Annotated in this window: 16 protein-coding genes and 1 pseudogene; 10 read left to right on the forward strand and 7 right to left on the reverse strand. The window is 37.8% G+C overall.

Going from position 1 to position 16,415, the window contains the following annotated elements:
• Together ACVBDU_RS04135 and ACVBDU_RS04140 are read right to left on the reverse strand one after the other, a co-directional pair.
• Positions 1–266: transposase (locus ACVBDU_RS04135; protein WP_447178008.1), on the reverse strand; the 266-nt coding region annotated here is incomplete at its 3' end.
• Between the two features lie 12 nt (positions 267–278).
• Positions 279–485, reverse strand: a complete 207-nt coding sequence (locus ACVBDU_RS04140; RefSeq protein ID WP_447178517.1) for a hypothetical protein — start codon at positions 483–485, stop codon at positions 279–281.
• A 773-nt stretch (positions 486–1,258) separates the two neighbouring features.
• Here ACVBDU_RS04140 and ACVBDU_RS04145 point away from each other — a divergent pair.
• The 7 genes and pseudogenes from ACVBDU_RS04145 to ACVBDU_RS04175 all read left to right on the forward strand — a co-directional run bounded on the left by ACVBDU_RS04145 (position 1,259) and on the right by ACVBDU_RS04175 (position 8,045).
• Positions 1,259–1,690 (forward strand): hypothetical protein, encoded by a 432-nt coding sequence (locus ACVBDU_RS04145; protein WP_268223524.1) that lies wholly within the window; start codon positions 1,259–1,261, stop codon positions 1,688–1,690.
• An 84-nt stretch (positions 1,691–1,774) separates the two neighbouring features.
• Complete coding sequence (locus ACVBDU_RS04150; protein WP_447178518.1) at positions 1,775–2,680, forward strand: hypothetical protein; 906 nt, start codon at positions 1,775–1,777, stop codon at positions 2,678–2,680.
• 186 nt (positions 2,681–2,866) lie between these two features.
• Positions 2,867–4,633, forward strand: a complete 1,767-nt coding sequence (locus ACVBDU_RS04155; RefSeq protein WP_447178519.1) for an erythromycin esterase family protein — start codon at positions 2,867–2,869, stop codon at positions 4,631–4,633.
• A gap of 805 nt (positions 4,634–5,438) precedes the next feature.
• Entirely contained in the window at positions 5,439–5,831 is a 393-nt protein-coding gene (locus ACVBDU_RS04160; RefSeq protein ID WP_123216754.1) for a hypothetical protein, read from the forward strand.
• Positions 5,832–5,869: 38 nt separating this feature from the next.
• On the forward strand, positions 5,870–6,973 hold the full coding sequence (locus tag ACVBDU_RS04165) for an AAA family ATPase (protein WP_447178520.1): 1,104 nt from the start codon (positions 5,870–5,872) through the stop codon (positions 6,971–6,973).
• Positions 6,974–7,144: 171 nt separating this feature from the next.
• Positions 7,145–7,654, forward strand: a pseudogene (locus tag ACVBDU_RS04170) (DUF4276 family protein); the annotation flags it as partial.
• 130 nt (positions 7,655–7,784) lie between these two features.
• Positions 7,785–8,045, forward strand: coding sequence for a hypothetical protein (locus ACVBDU_RS04175; protein WP_123216751.1), 261 nt, complete (start codon positions 7,785–7,787; stop codon positions 8,043–8,045).
• 101 nt (positions 8,046–8,146) lie between these two features.
• Here ACVBDU_RS04175 and ACVBDU_RS04180 read toward each other — a convergent pair whose 3' ends face one another.
• The 4 genes from ACVBDU_RS04180 to ACVBDU_RS04195 are packed head-to-tail and all read right to left on the reverse strand — an operon-like array spanning position 8,147 to position 11,040.
• Positions 8,147–8,860 (reverse strand): hypothetical protein, encoded by a 714-nt coding sequence (locus ACVBDU_RS04180; RefSeq protein ID WP_447178521.1) that lies wholly within the window; start codon positions 8,858–8,860, stop codon positions 8,147–8,149.
• A gap of 6 nt (positions 8,861–8,866) precedes the next feature.
• Positions 8,867–9,442, reverse strand: a complete 576-nt coding sequence (locus ACVBDU_RS04185) for a hypothetical protein (protein ID WP_123216814.1) — start codon at positions 9,440–9,442, stop codon at positions 8,867–8,869.
• A gap of 22 nt (positions 9,443–9,464) precedes the next feature.
• Positions 9,465–10,718 carry a hypothetical protein gene (locus ACVBDU_RS04190; RefSeq protein WP_447178522.1) on the reverse strand — a complete coding sequence of 418 codons (1,254 nt, stop codon included), beginning with the start codon at positions 10,716–10,718 and terminating at the stop codon, positions 9,465–9,467.
• 28 nt (positions 10,719–10,746) lie between these two features.
• Positions 10,747–11,040: a hypothetical protein gene (locus ACVBDU_RS04195; RefSeq protein ID WP_447178523.1), complete on the reverse strand. Its 294-nt coding sequence runs from the start codon at positions 11,038–11,040 to the stop codon at positions 10,747–10,749.
• Between the two features lie 335 nt (positions 11,041–11,375).
• Between ACVBDU_RS04195 and ACVBDU_RS04200 the strand changes: the two genes are divergently transcribed.
• Positions 11,376–11,570, forward strand: coding sequence for a hypothetical protein (locus ACVBDU_RS04200; protein WP_123216746.1), 195 nt, complete (start codon positions 11,376–11,378; stop codon positions 11,568–11,570).
• Positions 11,571–11,897: 327 nt separating this feature from the next.
• Positions 11,898–12,488 carry a hypothetical protein gene (locus tag ACVBDU_RS04205; protein WP_447178524.1) on the forward strand — a complete coding sequence of 197 codons (591 nt, stop codon included), beginning with the start codon at positions 11,898–11,900 and terminating at the stop codon, positions 12,486–12,488.
• Positions 12,489–12,731: 243 nt separating this feature from the next.
• Here the strand turns inward: ACVBDU_RS04205 and ACVBDU_RS04210 are convergent, their stop codons facing one another.
• Positions 12,732–13,739, reverse strand: a complete 1,008-nt coding sequence (locus ACVBDU_RS04210) for a helix-turn-helix domain-containing protein (protein WP_123216745.1) — start codon at positions 13,737–13,739, stop codon at positions 12,732–12,734.
• A gap of 230 nt (positions 13,740–13,969) precedes the next feature.
• On the opposite strand from ACVBDU_RS04210, the gene ACVBDU_RS04215 reads away from it, so the two are divergent.
• A complete protein-coding gene (locus ACVBDU_RS04215) occupies positions 13,970–16,414 on the forward strand; it encodes a TonB-dependent receptor (protein ID WP_447178525.1) in 2,445 nt (814 codons plus the stop codon).
• Position 16,415: the final 1 nt, after the last annotated feature.

Genomic DNA, 16,415 nt, shown 5'->3' on the forward strand with positions numbered 1-16,415 from the left:
TGCTTTTGACCCAAAGCCCGTTCCAGCTCCTTAATGCGCTCTGCCTGCTCTTTTTGCTTCTTTGATAAACTTTTACTTTCCACTATCATTCGTGTATTACTCACGTAAAGATCGGAATATTTACGTAACCATTTATATACCGCCGTGGTACTTACCTGATAAAGCTGGCTAACATCACGAACCCGGAGTTCTCCCTTTTCAATCTGCTTGACTAATTGCAATTTGAGGCCTAAATCAAACACTCTGTGTTCTTGTCCTTTTTTCATTATACATTAAGTTTAAGAAAAAAGGCAACCTATGTTAGGCTTAGTCAATACGTTTTGCCCTTGAAGCCCGACCGGAGAGGTCAGGTTCCTCAATTTTTGCAAACACTCCCGGAGTTCTTCGTTAAGTACTTTATGGATTTGCTGTTGTTCCCGGAAAGTGGCCATTTCGGCGCTCCATACTTCTTGGAGATGTTCCAGTTTTTGATGTGGTGTTTTCATAAATAAAGTGTTAGTGGTACATTAGGTATAAAGCCGGCCATCAAACAATAAGAAACAATAATACTATTTGCAGGTAAGGATAAAAGAAAGTATTTTTATAGCTATTGCAATATAACTAATAAACTAAGCTGTCTTTAATCCTGTGGCAAACCATATGTTTCCATGGGCATGGGCAGGTGTTAAGGGACAGCAGCCAGATATTGGCCGATATGGTATAATGCCTCTGCTTGTGCCGTCCGACAGATTTATTGGTCAGCCTGGTGGGCTGTTAATGTTCTTTGTAATGGATTTAAAGGGGCTTTGCGTTGCCTCATAGCAACGTAAGTATGCTCGGAAAAAGTGGTGCAAGACAAGAATAATGGGTTTTGTCGATTTTCTCGTTTTCATTATTGGATGGTTTTTGAAAACAAGTCTTAAAGGTGGAAAAGAAGAGAGTCTATAATATAGATCAAGGCGGCTCCCTGTCTTCCACTGTTATCTAGGCACGGCTAAGCACTTCGACGCAGTTTCCGACAGGGAGCCGCCCCGACTTTTGCAAACATACAAAAATTCGGGGAAGCATTTTCCCTTCGGTCTCGCGTCATTATAAAATTTAGCCGTTTTAGATAACGAGACTTATTATATCCACATTAGTGGATAATAACTATGTATAAATAAAAAACTAGATCAGTTTTGATGACACAAATATATATAATAATTATTTAAATGGAAAAATATTTACCAAATAAATAATATTTAAATCGTAAAAACCTAACTATAAGAACCATACGATATTGACACCTTTAGGAAAATACATTAAACAATCTGGGATTGCCCAAAAAAAAATTGCAGAGGCAGCTGGTCTTACTCCTGAAAGATTAAATGGATTATGCAATGACCACGATGATCTTTTATATGGTGATGATTTCTATGCTATTGTCAAAGCTATTGACAATGATATCAATAAAGCCTGTAACGAAATTTTTAAATCATATAAGCTGAAAACTGTAACTAATACTTGGAATTCGGATTTAGGTCGATACCTGTTTAAGCATGCTAAGCCAACAAAAGCAATAACAGCCGGAACAAAAATAAAGTCAGGACGACTTAGCAAACTTTTAAACGATGCTGAAAAGAGACCATATGCATGGGAATTATATGTTATTGCTCTATTCCTAGAAAAAGAACCAAAGGAAGTTTTCGGGTTTTTATTTGCTGCAATATGATATAGAAAGTTACTTCTAAATGGAAAGGTGCTGAGTCAGTCTGCGGAGGTGATGAAAGAGGAGCCCATCAAAGAACATTAAACTATGATGAAAAACTCATATTTAAAAAAAATTCTAATCGGGTTAAAATACCTGATTATTTACTATATATCCGCCTCCATGATCTGTTTTGCAATACCAAAATTCCTATTTATGCAATTCAGGGTTTTACACTACGCTTCCTACGTTCCACTGGTTGAAGTTTCGAAAACGCAACACATGTGGTCCTTCTTTGGTAGATCGTATCATTATAATCTATTTATAGGTATAACGGAATTTTTAATTGGTGTATTCATCGTTTTCAGACGGACAAGACTCATTGCTTTACTAATGGCTCTTGGGGTTTGTTCTAATATCCTTATTTTAAACATTGAATTTGATATTGATTTTGCAATAGGGCATACTTTTGTTGACTTCGTACTCATAGTAGTCTTATTATCCGAATATTATCGAGACCTATACAAATTTTTTATACAGTTGGGAGGAAAATTTAACCATGTCATGAATACCGGACAAAACATATTTAAACGATACTTCCCTGTCTTTTTTGTAGTCGTACTTTCGGTATCCTATTTCATATTTGCCTTTAACTTGAGAGCCACTGTTAACGAAGATGTTGTAGGGGCATACAAGATAGAACGTGTAAGCATAAATAATACCCCGGTAATATTAAATAATGGAAACCTCGGAAGTGACCCCATGATGTTCCTGGAATATAATAATCAAATTGTATTATCGGTAAACGACACTGCGTATTACGGTCACTATGTATTGGTAAAAGATAGTATTAAAATCCGACTGAACCATCCAACAAACTTTCAATTCAAATCGATGGATGGATTAATAAAAGATAATAATTCTATTTTGGGAGAAATGGATGAAAAAAAATTATTTCAGATGGATTACACAAGAATAGACGGTAAAAAAGACTACTTGAATGATCTTTATTAACTGGGTTGGCCGGCCTGTCGCTCTTCTTAAGCTTAATGGAAAAATATTCATGATAATATATCTGTGGTATTTAGAATAAAAACAATGGGGGTGACAGGAGAATAATGATAAGTTGTTTTAGTAATGAAGCGAGATTTTATATATTTATAAGTTAGGCTCCAACCCAAAAACAATAACATCGAAATTATGCGAATAGAGAAAAATTACCTACTGCTTTTGTTTATTCTGGTTTTACCTATTACCCTATTTTCCCAAAATAAGTACAATCTGAATTTTGACGACTTTAACCCCGAAAACCAGGAAATGCCAACGGGTTGGTTTAAATGGGGAAATTTTAAGGTTGTAACAGGAGAAAAAGAAAACGACGGAAATTCTGTTGGAAAGGTTGTATCTGATAAAAGCGGGGAATTTGGATGTATAACCTATAAAATACCTGCAAATTATACCGGAGACACCATTAGGCTTTCTGCCAAGATTAAATATGAAAATGTCAAAAACTATGTAGGCCTTTTAATGCGAATCGACGGCTATTCAAAATTTTTAGCCTTCGAAAGTATGCAAAAGCTTAAGATTAGGGGAACAAAAGACTGGGAAGAATATTCGATAAAATTGCCCTATCCATCAAATGCCAAAGCTATCTATGTGGGTGGTATATTAGGTAAAAAAGGTACGGCCTGGTTCGATGATTTTAAAGTTACCATTGACGGCGAAGACATTCAAACCTTAAAAGAAACCCCGAAAATGATATTGGAAAAATATGACACCAACGAACTCCAGTCTGCAATATCCCAATCCTCCACACCATTGGACTTATCCAATGAAGAAACCATACACAATAGTTTAGACCCATTGATTACAAAAATCGGTGATAAAAAAATAGTAGCCATTGGAGAAAGTACTCATGGAACCTCAGAGTTTTATCGACTCCGGGAAATCATTACAAAAAGATTGATCAAAGAAAAAGGCTTTAATCTTGTTGTTTTGGAAAACCCATATGACGATTTAGAAATCCTGAACGGAGATTTGTACGCTCTCCCATTGGATAGTCTAATCCGTAAACATTTATTTTCAATTTATCAGACTCAGGAGATGAAGTCTTTTTTGCAATGGTATAAGGACAACCAGTCCGGCTATAACATTGCGTTTAAAGGTTGCGACGATTCGTATTGGGTTTTCCATAAACTACTAAAAGACCATCTTGCCCCTATCCATGATAAAAAACTCCATAAACTCCTCCTGAAATTAGAATCTGATATTGCAAAAACCTCAACGGATAATTTGAAGAAAGAATATAAAGCAAATACCTCCGTCTATTTTGACATTCTGGCTATTGAAAATCATTTAAAAGCCACAAAGAATTTAACAAATCCCATTGAAGAAATCCTGTTTAACGGAAAGAATACATACATCAATTACGTCAATATTAAAAACAAAAAGCCATTTCAAAGCCGAGACGAAATAATGGCCGACCGGATTTCTTATTTTGCAAAGGACAAGAACAGCAAAATAATTGTTTGGGCACATAATGCACATATTTCAAATGACATTATTACTGACAATGAAATTGGGATTATGGGTCGGGACTTGAAACAGGAATTTGGTAAAGCATATTATTCCATTGGGCTCACTACTTTAAACGGGAACTATTCCTATATGGAGGAAAAGTTCATTAACGGTGACCATAATTACACAGAAAAACTTAAAACAGCGAGTTTTCAGGAAAAAGAAGGTTTGTTTTGGGAAAATGTCATGGCCGAAAGTGGAAATTTGTTTATTGCAGATATGTCAATCTTAAAAAAAGAGCTGAATTCAGACGATATTTTAGGACCGACAAAGTTAATCGGATATTCAAAAGAATCGGAAAAGGATATTTATTTCCTTCCTCTTATCAAAGATTTTGATTCCATGATTTTTATAAAAAACACTAATTCAACGACACCCATTTTCAACTAGGAAAAGGGCAGTTGCCAATGCAGTAGGCTGCCCTTTAATCCCATTAAATGGGTCTAATTCCCCAACGCCTGTCCTGCGTTTATCGAAGAGTTCTGCATCGAAATGAACTAAGGTTTGTTCGTTTGAATACCTCGCGGGCTTGCCCCGAGATAGTTGATTCAGATCCCATATTTTTCATATATTAGAAGGTGATTTTATTTCACACGATAAAAAGCGATGGCATACGGATGCAAGTTCCGTCCTTTCTTTGTATAATTTCACAATTTTAGGGGGAAGTCACCAGCTTGCTTTCTATTTACTGTCCATCCAATCATCTTCATTTCGTTTTGATTGTGGATTAAAATGTATACCCAATTCTTAAATGCACATGAAGGTAAATTTCATTGTCCAGTATATGAGAACATTTCTTAAAAAGATAGACATAATTTAATTGGTCGGTAGTTAAAGTGATATATGAATTAGATTGATTCTAGTAATAAAACCAACCTATCTATCAATACCTAAAGAATCCAGCACAACATTCAATTTGCCTACTAGCCTTTTATATTCGTTTTGTATTTCATCGGCTAACAAGGAATTTCCTTCTCCTTTCAAACAAGTTCGAATATAGCGCGTGGTTACATCATACCGTTTAGCAAGTGTATTTACGATTTGAGTATTATACTTTCTCTTCATTTTTGCGTAAATTTGTTTCTTACCTTTTTAGTTCCAATAAAAGGAAAAATGAGTTTTGGTTTGTATGTGACAACAAATATACAAACATGTTTGAAATTAAACAACTATTATTCAAACATTTTTGCAATTTATGGATTTACCAAAGGATAATAAAAGAATTAGAGAGTTAATTGATTATTACCATAAAGGAAATGTTTCAGCATTCAGTAATGCTATTGGCGTGGACCATCAAAGGGTACAAAGGTTATTCTCCATAGATAAAAGAAGTAATAAATACCCCAATGCATCTTTTGATATCATTCAAAAAATTATTCTTAAATACTCAGAAGTTAATTCAGAGTGGCTATTGGTGGGTAAGGGTTCCATGCATAAAGAAACCTCAAAAGGTAATGGTTGCAAGGAAAAAGTAAAAGAATTGGAAAAAAGAATTGATCTTCTGACTGAAGCTAATGAAGCACTAAAGGAAGTAAAAGATTTTTTAAAAAAGAGAGTTCAAGAGTTAGAATCAAAGAAAAAAACTTAAACCAACACCTATAAGTCAACTTATTAGAGAATAAAAATATGCCAGATATAAAATTAAAGTCCTTTACAATAAAAGGTTTTAAGTCTATTAAAGCTATAGAAAGCTTTAAGCCAAAACCGATTAATGTCTTGATTGGTCCGAATGGTTCGGGCAAAAGTAATTTTATTTCGTTTTTTCGTTTTTTGAGTAAGATGTTAGACTCGGATGGAAAGCTGCAAGAATATGTGTCTTTCCTTGGGGGGTCTAATGATATTTTACATGATGGGACAAGTGTAACAAATTCTATTGATGCTTATATAGAAATTGAAACAGAAAGCGGTTATAACGAATATGAATTTAGTTTAATGTTTGCTAAACCGGATAAGTTAGTTTTCAAAAAAGAAAATTATAGGCATACAGAAGGCAAATCCGTGAAAAAGGGTGATTGGATTTCTTGTGGTGTAGGACACGAAGAACCGAGATTAATTGAACTGTCTGACAAGTCAGCTCTTGTCACTCTTAACTCCCTTAAAAAATTGGTGGTATACCAATTTCATAATACCAGTGATACCTCCGCAATGCGTTTAAAATGGTCTTCGGCAGATGGCCGTTGGTTAAAGCAAAACGGGGAAAATCTTGGTAGTTTTCTCTTTCGGTTACAAAACGAAGAAAAAGCGTATTATCAAAGAATAGTAAGATACCTTCGTTTAGTATTACCCTTCTTTGATGATTTTGAGCTGTACGAAGAATTTGGACAAGTTCTTTTGAGATGGAAAGAAAAAGGTACGAATAAAATATTTAATTCCGGGCAAGCTTCGGATGGTATGCTCAGATCGATAGCACTAATAAGTCTTTTGGCCCAAAATCCAAGAGACCTCCCTACCGTGTTATTTCTGGATGAACCAGAACTTGGTCTTCATCCGAGCGCCATAGACGCTGTAGCCGGATTAATAAAAGCAGCTTCTACCCACTGTCAGGTATTTATAGCTACACAATCTATAAGCATGGTTAATAATTTTGAACTGGATGACATTGTTGTTATTGAGCGAAAAGGAAGGGCTTCCGAATATACCAGACCGGATGCTAAAGCACTAGAAGTATATTTAGATGAATTTTCCACCGGCCAAATCTGGGAAAAAAATATCATAGGAGGCAGACCATGAAGTTCTTAAATATTATAGTAGAAGGAAGTACAGAAGAAGCATTTGTTAATGATGTTTTAGTAAAACATTTTGCTTCATTAAACATTTTTGTTTCAGTACGAAAAATTACCACCGGATGGTCTAAACATAGTAATAAACAACATATAAGGTGGTCTTTCACGGTACAACTGGTTAAAAAATGATGTAGTCCGATGGATACAATCAGATCGAAATAAACCCAATACCTGGTATACCACATTTATTGATCTATACGCATTCCCAAAAGACTCTCAAAGCCCATATACCGAAGATATTCAAAATATATCAGACCATTATGCAAAGGTCAAAGCATTGGAAGAAGCCATTGGAAAATCTATTAATCATCCGAATTGTATTCCATACGTACAATTACATGAGTTTGAAACTTTTCTATTGGTTGATCCGGATCGGCTCTTCCTCATGTATCCAGATAGTCCAACCGGAATTGAAAGACTCAAAAAAGATATAGGAAAAACAGCCCCCGAAGAAATTAACGAATCTCCGCAAACCGCACCATCAAAGAGAATCATCAAATATATACCTACTTATAAAGGTCAAAAAGCGCAAGTTGGCCCTATGGTAGCTGAAGATATTGGTTTATCATTACTTAGAACCAAATGCCCACATTTTAATGAATGGATTACTAAGCTGGAAAATCTCTAAATACTTATACCTATCAAATACAGTTTACCATAAAAATTATGTATTAGGATCCTATTCCTTCTATAATATAGCAATCAATACAGGTGACACGATTAAAAATGTACGGAACGCGGTCTACTCCGATCGTAGTTTGGAACTAAAGAAAAAATACAAATTGGAAAAGCGGACCAATTTAGGAGTATTTATGCGGGAGAAGTCTGAGGGAGGAAACACTTTTGAAAAGATTCAAGCCAGGACAGGTATAGAAAAACAACGATTAATCAATATTTATTTCAATACTGGTGCAACTGAGCCCTATGAATTTCTGCTTATCGAAAAAGCAGTAGGAAAAAAACCAGGTGAAATGATGAAAGCTTACGTTGAAAAATATCCTGTAAAGAAAAGTAAGTAAAGGGCTTAAACCGTATTATTTTCAGCTTATAAAAAAATCCCGGCTCAGGCTTTAGGTGAGGCGAAAGAGAACGTTGGGAAGAGTGAAAGAATGGAAGAAGCTTAGTCGTCGTTAGCAGCGAAAGGGTTAAAGTATACTCTAAACCCGATTCCAATAGCGCCCTTACCTTCTTCACCTCTAAGGCCTTTTACATTAAGGCCATCAAACAATTCCCGGATATTCCATGCACTATAATGAAGGGTAAGGGCAAAAGAAAGTTTATCAGTGTCAAAAATGTGTCCTTCAGCCCCTATTCCAAATGTAAAATAAGATTGCCTTTCCTTTTTTTCATCCTGTTCTACCCGGCTATAATATTCTCTGGCATCATCTATTACATGATAACTTGCCCTGACAGATGTAGATGCAATGGAGTATTTGGGCAATATCAAAAATCGAAAATCCTCATCGCCAAATGCAAGTTTTGGAGTTATACTATATGTCCAACTATCAAATTCACCGGAAGTGATACTTTTAGAAGGCATAGCGTGATTTAATTGCCCTGAAATTATACCTTCTACATCCGCTTCTTCATATTCAATATTTCCGGTAAGGTATTTTACTTCGATTTCCGGGGCTATAAAGGACACAGAAAACAATTCTGTCCCCACAAAAAAACCTGCATAACCGCCATCATCCCGAAAAAAAATATTTTTATTGTTTAACTCCACACCAGTATAGAATCGGGGTGGAGTTAATGTTTGGCTTATTATCGGAGTGGTTACTCCCGATAATAAGAAGAGGAAGCAGATAAAAAATATTCTCTTATTGGCTTTCATTACAGATTAGAAAGTATATCCTATTCTAAGATGAAAATCCATCATCACTCCGCTTTTATCGAAAACAATATTACTTTCATCAAAATTATGATAATAACCTATTCCTATCCCCGCTTCATAAGTAAAGTGTTCCCCGAGAGTTCTTCTTAACCCCCATTTTGGAATAAAAGAAATTTGCTCCGTAGTATGCACTCTGTTTTTATCTGACGCAATGACAAACCAATCCGGAAAATATTTCATTCTTAGCGTTAAAAAATTACCACTGTTCTTGGCATAGGATCTTCCCTTTCCATTCCGTTTTTCCAAATTGTAATAATACCGGGGTTCTAAAGTAATGGAAGGTATTAACGCCATCCCTTTGTATACTCCTACGGCTTGGTAATACTCGCCTGACTGAAAACCTGCATCTAAGCCAATTTCACTCCGTAAGGAAATTTTTGAGGAAAGTTTTGCTTCATTATGTACCCATATTCCAAGGAAGCCTGTTTGAATACCAAAAATAGATTTTTCTATGCTAACCTCCTGTGCTTCTATATGTATAATAGCTAAAAAAAAAGCAAATACAAACAAATAATTTTTCATGTCGAATTTAGTTAAGTAATATTTATTTTTCTTCCCGGAATCCCATTTGTTTACCTTTATATATTCTCCCATCCCTTCTCGCAACACCATAAAAATCAATTCGCACATCTTTATACTTTTCTGCACCAAAATCAAATTTTTCAAGCCCGCCATCTCCAAATACAAAAGTAAATATCGCATTCTTGTCAAAAGTATGTCTTATTTTGCCTCCGGAACTTTGCTTTACTTTCCCTATTTGCATAAACTTAATTCTTTCCTTAGTGGGGTCGTAGGCAGTAGCCGTAATATTAACTTTACCTTCCTTAAGATCCTTCATCAAGCCGGTCGCTTTTAATACGTCTGGAATTCCCTTTTTTATCAATTCCCCTACTTGTTTGTTCAACTCTTTTCCTTTTATACCCTGAAACTTATTATCAAACAGATATAATTCTAATCCATCAGGTAAATAAGCCTCGTTCATAAAAGGCCAGCCAGAAGTTTTTGGTTTATAGTCCCTTACTATGGTGCCATCTGCCTTATAAGTCACTCCCTTATATTTAGCAATAACACCCTGCTCTTTAAGAGCATTATATCCCGTCATATTCATCGGAAAAGTATACTCCGCATAATTAATACCTAATTCTGTATAATCTACCGCATCTGATTTCTGCCAACCCAATGTATATTTTTTTTGATATTTTACCATAACACCAATGGATGAATACACGAAATAGTTTTGATTCCAGAACTTTACTTTTACTCGTCTTCTACTATCGAAATAATCATGGCAAGTTTCAGCCTCCCCAAACACCTTTTGCCACAAACTTTCACCTTCAATAGCACAAAACCCTAAATCTTGCTTTATCTCATGGGGAAGTTTTGAGGGAATATTGGAACCTGTGTTTGTTGGGGGAGTAAATGTGCTTTGTCTACATACATACCGATGTGTCATTCTTCCATCAATAATTTCGCTAATAACCTGTGTACCATTTGGACAATTCATATCCTGAGGCTCAGGTGGTACTTTTGATGATGTATTACTTTGCTTGGTATTTGTATCCCCATTTTCCAACCCATTAAGATAATCAAACAGATATTGTTCATCTTCAATTTTACAGCTATATGCCCCCCTGCTAGTAAAAACATGCAAAGAATCTCCAACATAAATAGCACGGTCTTCGTTCAATACCGCTGCAAAACTGGGGTCTGCAATAATTTCATCATCCTCATCCAGTTCTTCCAACAGTATATTTGAATCCCCACGGGAAGAAAGTATATTTTTTGACTTAGAAGCCAATCTATCCCTTTTTCTAATCAGAAATTCATTATAGGCTTCTGTTTCGTTTTCTAAAAAAAATAGGAGTCAGCGGTCTAAATCCTTTTTCTTGTAATGTCCTGATCTGTTCTGTAAACTCTTTTTTACTACTATTATCAATAAAATTTTTAAGTTCTTCCTTGCTACTAAAGTGGAGTTTGTCCTTTTGTATTGAAAAACCAACACTGCCACTTGCTTCTGTTTCATGTGATATACTATCGTCTTTTGAACAAGAATAAATTGAAATGGTTAGAATAAACAAAAAGGAAAATCCGAAATTATGTAATAAGGTAATTTTCTTCATTGCAAAAATTGTTTAAATTGAACTCGTCTTGAGTTGTTGTATTTGAGCGAAAAGTCATGCTTTTGTTCATTAATGAAGTAATTTTGGATCCCGATTTTATCGGGAGCATAGCAGCGCTACGGTTCGAGAAAATTACGAAATTAGGGGGCAAAATGATGATTTTGTAGGTAATAGAACAACTCAGGACAAGTTCATTATACATAATACTAAGTGACTGTTTAAATTTTATTTTTTTCGCCCTCTTACACTATATTATTCCGAAAAAAGGAAAACGGGTGACAAAAAATCGAGAAAATTTAAACAGTTGAGAAAAACATTACCCCAAACTCACAAAAATGCAGGGATCAAGGGAAAAAGCAGGGGTGAAAAACGGAAATTTCGAAGGGGATAACACGTTTGAGGAAATCCAGGGCAAGATAAGAATAGAGAAACAACAATTAATCAATATCCATTTCAATACCGGTGCGCCTGAGCCTTATGTGAATTTCTGCTTATCGAAAAAGTCGTGGGAAAAGAACCCGGTGAAATGATAAAAATATACGTTGAAAAATATCCTGTAAAGAAAAGTAAGAAGTAATATAAGTGGAAAATTTCCAACAGGCCCTCGTTTGAGCGCAACAAAAACGGGGGACCTGCCATAAAAAAACATTAAAGATCCCGGGGTAAAATGGGACCCCGTTACAAACGGGAACCAGATGGAGGATCATTACTTCATCATTTATGATAAAAAAGGGTTGTTTTTTGTCACCTGTTTTCGGCTTTTGGGAATATATAATATCGAACTCGTTTAAGTCATTTTGGGGTTGTAAGTGTTTTTAACTCCTTAACTTTTTGCCTTTTTACCGTACCATTAAATTATGAATCGATTAGTATTTATCCCGTTTATAGTGCTGCTTCTTTCCTGTTCAAACAACGATGATGACAGCCCTGTTGATCCCGTTGACCCGGTAGATAATAACAACTTTGTGTTTGACAGCACTTATGAGATCACGGAGGCGAAGCATTTTGCGGGGCCGGAGGGCGAAGAAGTTGAAGGAGATGGTACAGCCTTCCTGAAAAAGGAATGGAGTTTTTACAAAGATCCCGGGGTACTGGAAATCAACTTTAAGGAAGATTCCATCCAAATCCGAACGGAACCTGCGGTATACGCCTATAGATACGAGGTGGAAAAAAATGATGTATTCATATACCAGGGGGACAAGAAAATATTAATAGGACAGGTACAGAACGGTAATAAGGAATTGTACTTGTATAAAAAATACCTCGCCTATCTTATTGTTACGGATAAAGACAATAATGAAGTGGTATATGAAAAAAGTAATGATTTTGGAATAATTACCGAGGAAGATATTTTTCCTGTTATTGTGGGTTCACCTTCAGATTTAATTCAGGAAGAAGAATATATCTTCTGGGGTACAATACGTTATAAATTTATTCCGGAACAATAGTTTTCCAATGCGTGGGCTTCATCGTATCTTACCAAACAGCATTTAAAAGACAGAAGGATTAAATTATGCTTAAAAATCACCTGAACATGTGTCGGGTGATTTTTTATGTCCTATACCCCTGCTCTTCGAAGTGTTGCAAGCTCTGAATGTCTCCGGTAATTTTATTCCAAGTAATTCTTTTGTCATGAGCTAATATTGCCTTTCTTGATTACTTCTTTAAGGTAAACGATTTTGGAAGACTTTTTACTTTTTCAAAAACCAACTCGGCGGAACACCGAATCTCTTTTTAAAAGCTATCGAAAAGTGGTTGTAATACCGGTATCCCACACGACGGGCTATTTCCGAAATGTTCCAGTGGTTGGAATAATCGTCCGTTAGCAGGCGATATGCTTCTGTCATCCTGTTTTCAACAATAAACTGGTGGATGGTACAACCGAATAACTCCCTGAATCCCGCCTGCATCTTTGTGCGGTTCATAAAAGTCAAATAAGACAGTTCCTGTATGGTGTAGCTTTTTGAAGGATCTGCCGTTATTTTTTCTTTGAGAAAGTGCAGGCGTTCCACATCCTGTTTTGTGAGAACGTGCCGACGGGGCATTGTTTCCGTAGTATCTGCCTGTTGGAGCTGGAGGGCCAGCAACTCCAATAATTTTCCCTCGGTATACAATCGTTGGATGTTTCCCGTATAAGGGCAGTTACGGAGGCTGTTTATGGTATGAGAGATAAAAGGGGTGATGCTATAGCTTTTCCCTCCGAGCAATGTGGGACGGGATGAAGTGATGCCCTTCACAAAATCTGATGCCGTGACCGGACTGTGCCCGATATGCTCCAGTAACCATGCCCGGGAAAGTTCGATCTCCAGGCTCGTAGCGTTTGAACACGGAGGATCGATCAGGGTACCGTCCAATTGTGGCATATAGAACATACTAAACTCCCCCTGGGCGGTAGGCACCGTAAATTGTGTGTCATTGTGATGGTAGTATGCAGCTCCTCCCGAAAGCTCAAAATGCATCTGGATATAGGGGCCGTCCGACCGTACTGAAACCTCCTGTTGATGAGCCCAGGACTTCTTGAAGAAGTTGATATTTACGCCATCCAGATGTATACATTTTCTTTCTTCATAAAATTCTTTTCCCTTTCGATAATCCTGCGATTCCATAATTTGCCTGCCCTCAGGCACAGGGTAACCATCCGGAATCTCCATAACTCCACTAAGTTCTTTCCTTTTCTTGTTTATTACCTCAATTTTCATCGATACATAAATTCATAAGCCATTGGTTTAGCTTTGTTTATATCTTCCCGATCCCGATAATATCGGGAGGCGTCGACCATTTTCGCTAAACCTGCCTGGCCGGCAGGCAGGTGCCCATCATGGGCTTTCATCCTTAAATATTGCAAGATGCGTACATCTTGTTGCTTTTTCCGCATCCAAAGATAGGTAAATTTGCCTGCAATTTAAATTAATTCTAAATAAGTAGACGGATGAGGAAAGTTTACACCGGATATATCCTGTTCCCCTTCTTTCTTCTCTTTTTTCTGCAAAAGGGACTATGCCAATCGCAGGATAGTTATATCAAGGGTTATGTATTCCTTGAAGACGGGACAGCAGCAATGGGCGCCACTATGATGATAGACGGATCGGGGCCGGAAGCTGAGAAGAAATACGCGATTACCGACAAAAACGGACATTTTTCAATTTCCCTGCCGGGGAACACTACATATCAGCTGCAGGTAAGTTTTATTGGTAAAGCTATACAGGTGAAAACCGTTTACCTGCCTAAGGGTAAAGATGCCGAGGTCCGGTTTGTTCTGGAAGAAGACACCCAAGAACTTTCGGAAGTGACGGTAACAGGGCAAACCCAAAATCAAAAAGCCCGGAATGAAATCGTAAAAGCGGAAATCGTAGATACAAAAAAGGCCCGGGCACAATCGGTAACCCTGGCAGAGCTGATGAACAGGTCGGCCGGTATACGCGTACGACAGGCAGGCGGGCTGGGAAGCAATACCAATATCATGCTCAACGGTTTTCAGGGCAAATCCATCAAGATATTCAAAGATGGCATTCCCACAGACTATCTCGGGGCAGGTTATAATATTTCCGCCACTCCTGCAAATATGCTGGAAAGGGTAGAAATTTATAAAGGAGTGCTCCCTACCGATCTCGGAGCAGACGCTTTGGGCGGAGCCATCAATATGGTTTCCAGGATGCAGAATAGCCGGTCCGTAACCTTATCGTATGAGATCGGATCGTTCAATACCCACCGCCTTTCCCTGAATCTGAAACATCCGAATGCTAAAAATCATACGTTCTGGGGAGTGGATGCATTCTATAATTACTCAGACAACGATTATACAGTAACGGCTAGTGTTCCTGATCCTGAAACGGCAACCGTATCTCCCCGGCGCGTTAAGCTGTTTCACAACCGGTACAGACATGCCTATACGGAAATATACGGTGGTTTGACCGATCTCTCGTGGGCAGACGAATTGCGGCTTGGCATTACAGCTTTTTCCATCCGCAGGGATAATCAGTTTGCGGCATTGATGGAAAAGCCGTTCGGTGCCTCTTTCGCACAGGAAAACGCTCCTGTTATTCCTACATTACGATACAGGAAAGGATTTGCAGACCAGAAGTTTTCTATGGACCAATTCCTGGTATACAGCAAGATAAAGGGACAGCAAACAGACACGTTGCGCGGTTCATACGATTGGTATGGTAATTTTCACCCTCCTACAGATGTAAACAGTCGGGGTGAATCGGGGCGACCGACCATGGCTGAGCTTACCTATAGCAACCTGACATCAAGAACAGGGCTGACTTATCGGATAAATCCTCACCACACCTTAGCCTTGAATATTGTTTTTAATGACTATAATCGTAAAGGTAAGGACCCCTACGGCCCCACCAGTATTGGGGAGAACCCGGTCGATTTGCAAAGCCTGCCGGCAGACTATACCAAACTTGTCGGAACGATTGGCTGGAAAGGACAGTTTGCAGACAGACGCATTGAAAACCTGTTCCAGCTTAAATATTATGGAGCAAAAACAAAAGGACAGGAAGTTGATGCCGGTACCGGGTACCTGAATGAAAAAACCAACAGTGCCAGGACCTCCAGGTTCGGGTTGGCGGAAGCGGTAAAATTGAACCTTTCCAACCGTACGTATTTCCGGCTATCAGTCGAGTTGGCTACCCGTCTTCCCGAACAGACCGAAATATTGGGAAATGGTTCGTACATATTGTCAAACTTCAACATTAAGCCGGAGCGAAGCACCAATGGTAATCTTGGGTTCCGAACCAGTCCGGATGACAGGTGGGATATAGAATTAAACAGTTTCTACCGGGTCACAAAAGATCTTATTATTTCCGTTCCGGTCAACCTGATATTTGCACAAAATGTAAACGTCGAATCGGTCAGGGGAATAGGTTTTGAAGCAGATGTACGGTTTAAGCCCTGGTCCTGGTTGACGCTCAATGGAAACAGCACCTACCAGGATTACCGCCTGTTTCGCATTCAGGCTCCGTTAATGCAATACCTGGAAGGGGCCAGGTTACGGAATACACCCTACTTCTTTTCCAATATCGGGGCGTCGTTACAGTTTGAAAAGGTGTTTTCGGCAAATGACCGGGTGCAGGCATACTACAACATGAGCTACGTGCACGAGTTCTATCTGAATTACATTCCCAGGAATGCGGAACCCGATGGTTTTCTGGGTTTATGGGGAGAAGCAAAGGTGGATGCCCCGAATATCATCCCGTCACAAACGGTTCATTCGCTGGGTTTTCTATGGAAACCCAAAAACACATTACCATTGACGGTTAATTTAGAATGCAAGAACCTGTTTGACAAGGAAGTGTATGACAACTTTAAAATCCAGAACGCAGGTCGGAGTTTTCACTTAAAATTTAATTACATACTGAAATATTAAT

It is taken from the genome of Sinomicrobium endophyticum, assembly GCF_052983315.1.

What these genes read in the sequence shown, in the direction of transcription:
- ACVBDU_RS04215 (WP_447178525.1), top strand. Translation starts at nt 13,970, where the DNA reads ATGAGGAAAGTTTACACCGGATATATCCTGTTCCCCTTCTTTCTTCTC.
- ACVBDU_RS04160 (WP_123216754.1), top strand. Translation starts at nt 5,439, where the DNA reads ATGGATTTACCAAAGGATAATAAAAGAATTAGAGAGTTAATTGATTAT.
- ACVBDU_RS04150 (WP_447178518.1), top strand. Translation starts at nt 1,775, where the DNA reads ATGATGAAAAACTCATATTTAAAAAAAATTCTAATCGGGTTAAAATAC.
- ACVBDU_RS04140 (WP_447178517.1), bottom strand. Translation starts at nt 485, where the DNA reads ATGAAAACACCACATCAAAAACTGGAACATCTCCAAGAAGTATGGAGC.
- ACVBDU_RS04155 (WP_447178519.1), top strand. Translation starts at nt 2,867, where the DNA reads ATGCGAATAGAGAAAAATTACCTACTGCTTTTGTTTATTCTGGTTTTA.
- ACVBDU_RS04210 (WP_123216745.1), bottom strand. Translation starts at nt 13,739, where the DNA reads ATGAAAATTGAGGTAATAAACAAGAAAAGGAAAGAACTTAGTGGAGTT.
- ACVBDU_RS04185 (WP_123216814.1), bottom strand. Translation starts at nt 9,442, where the DNA reads ATGAAAAATTATTTGTTTGTATTTGCTTTTTTTTTAGCTATTATACAT.
- ACVBDU_RS04205 (WP_447178524.1), top strand. Translation starts at nt 11,898, where the DNA reads ATGAATCGATTAGTATTTATCCCGTTTATAGTGCTGCTTCTTTCCTGT.
- ACVBDU_RS04200 (WP_123216746.1), top strand. Translation starts at nt 11,376, where the DNA reads ATGCAGGGATCAAGGGAAAAAGCAGGGGTGAAAAACGGAAATTTCGAA.
- ACVBDU_RS04180 (WP_447178521.1), bottom strand. Translation starts at nt 8,860, where the DNA reads ATGAAAGCCAATAAGAGAATATTTTTTATCTGCTTCCTCTTCTTATTA.
- ACVBDU_RS04195 (WP_447178523.1), bottom strand. Translation starts at nt 11,040, where the DNA reads ATGAAGAAAATTACCTTATTACATAATTTCGGATTTTCCTTTTTGTTT.
- ACVBDU_RS04165 (WP_447178520.1), top strand. Translation starts at nt 5,870, where the DNA reads ATGCCAGATATAAAATTAAAGTCCTTTACAATAAAAGGTTTTAAGTCT.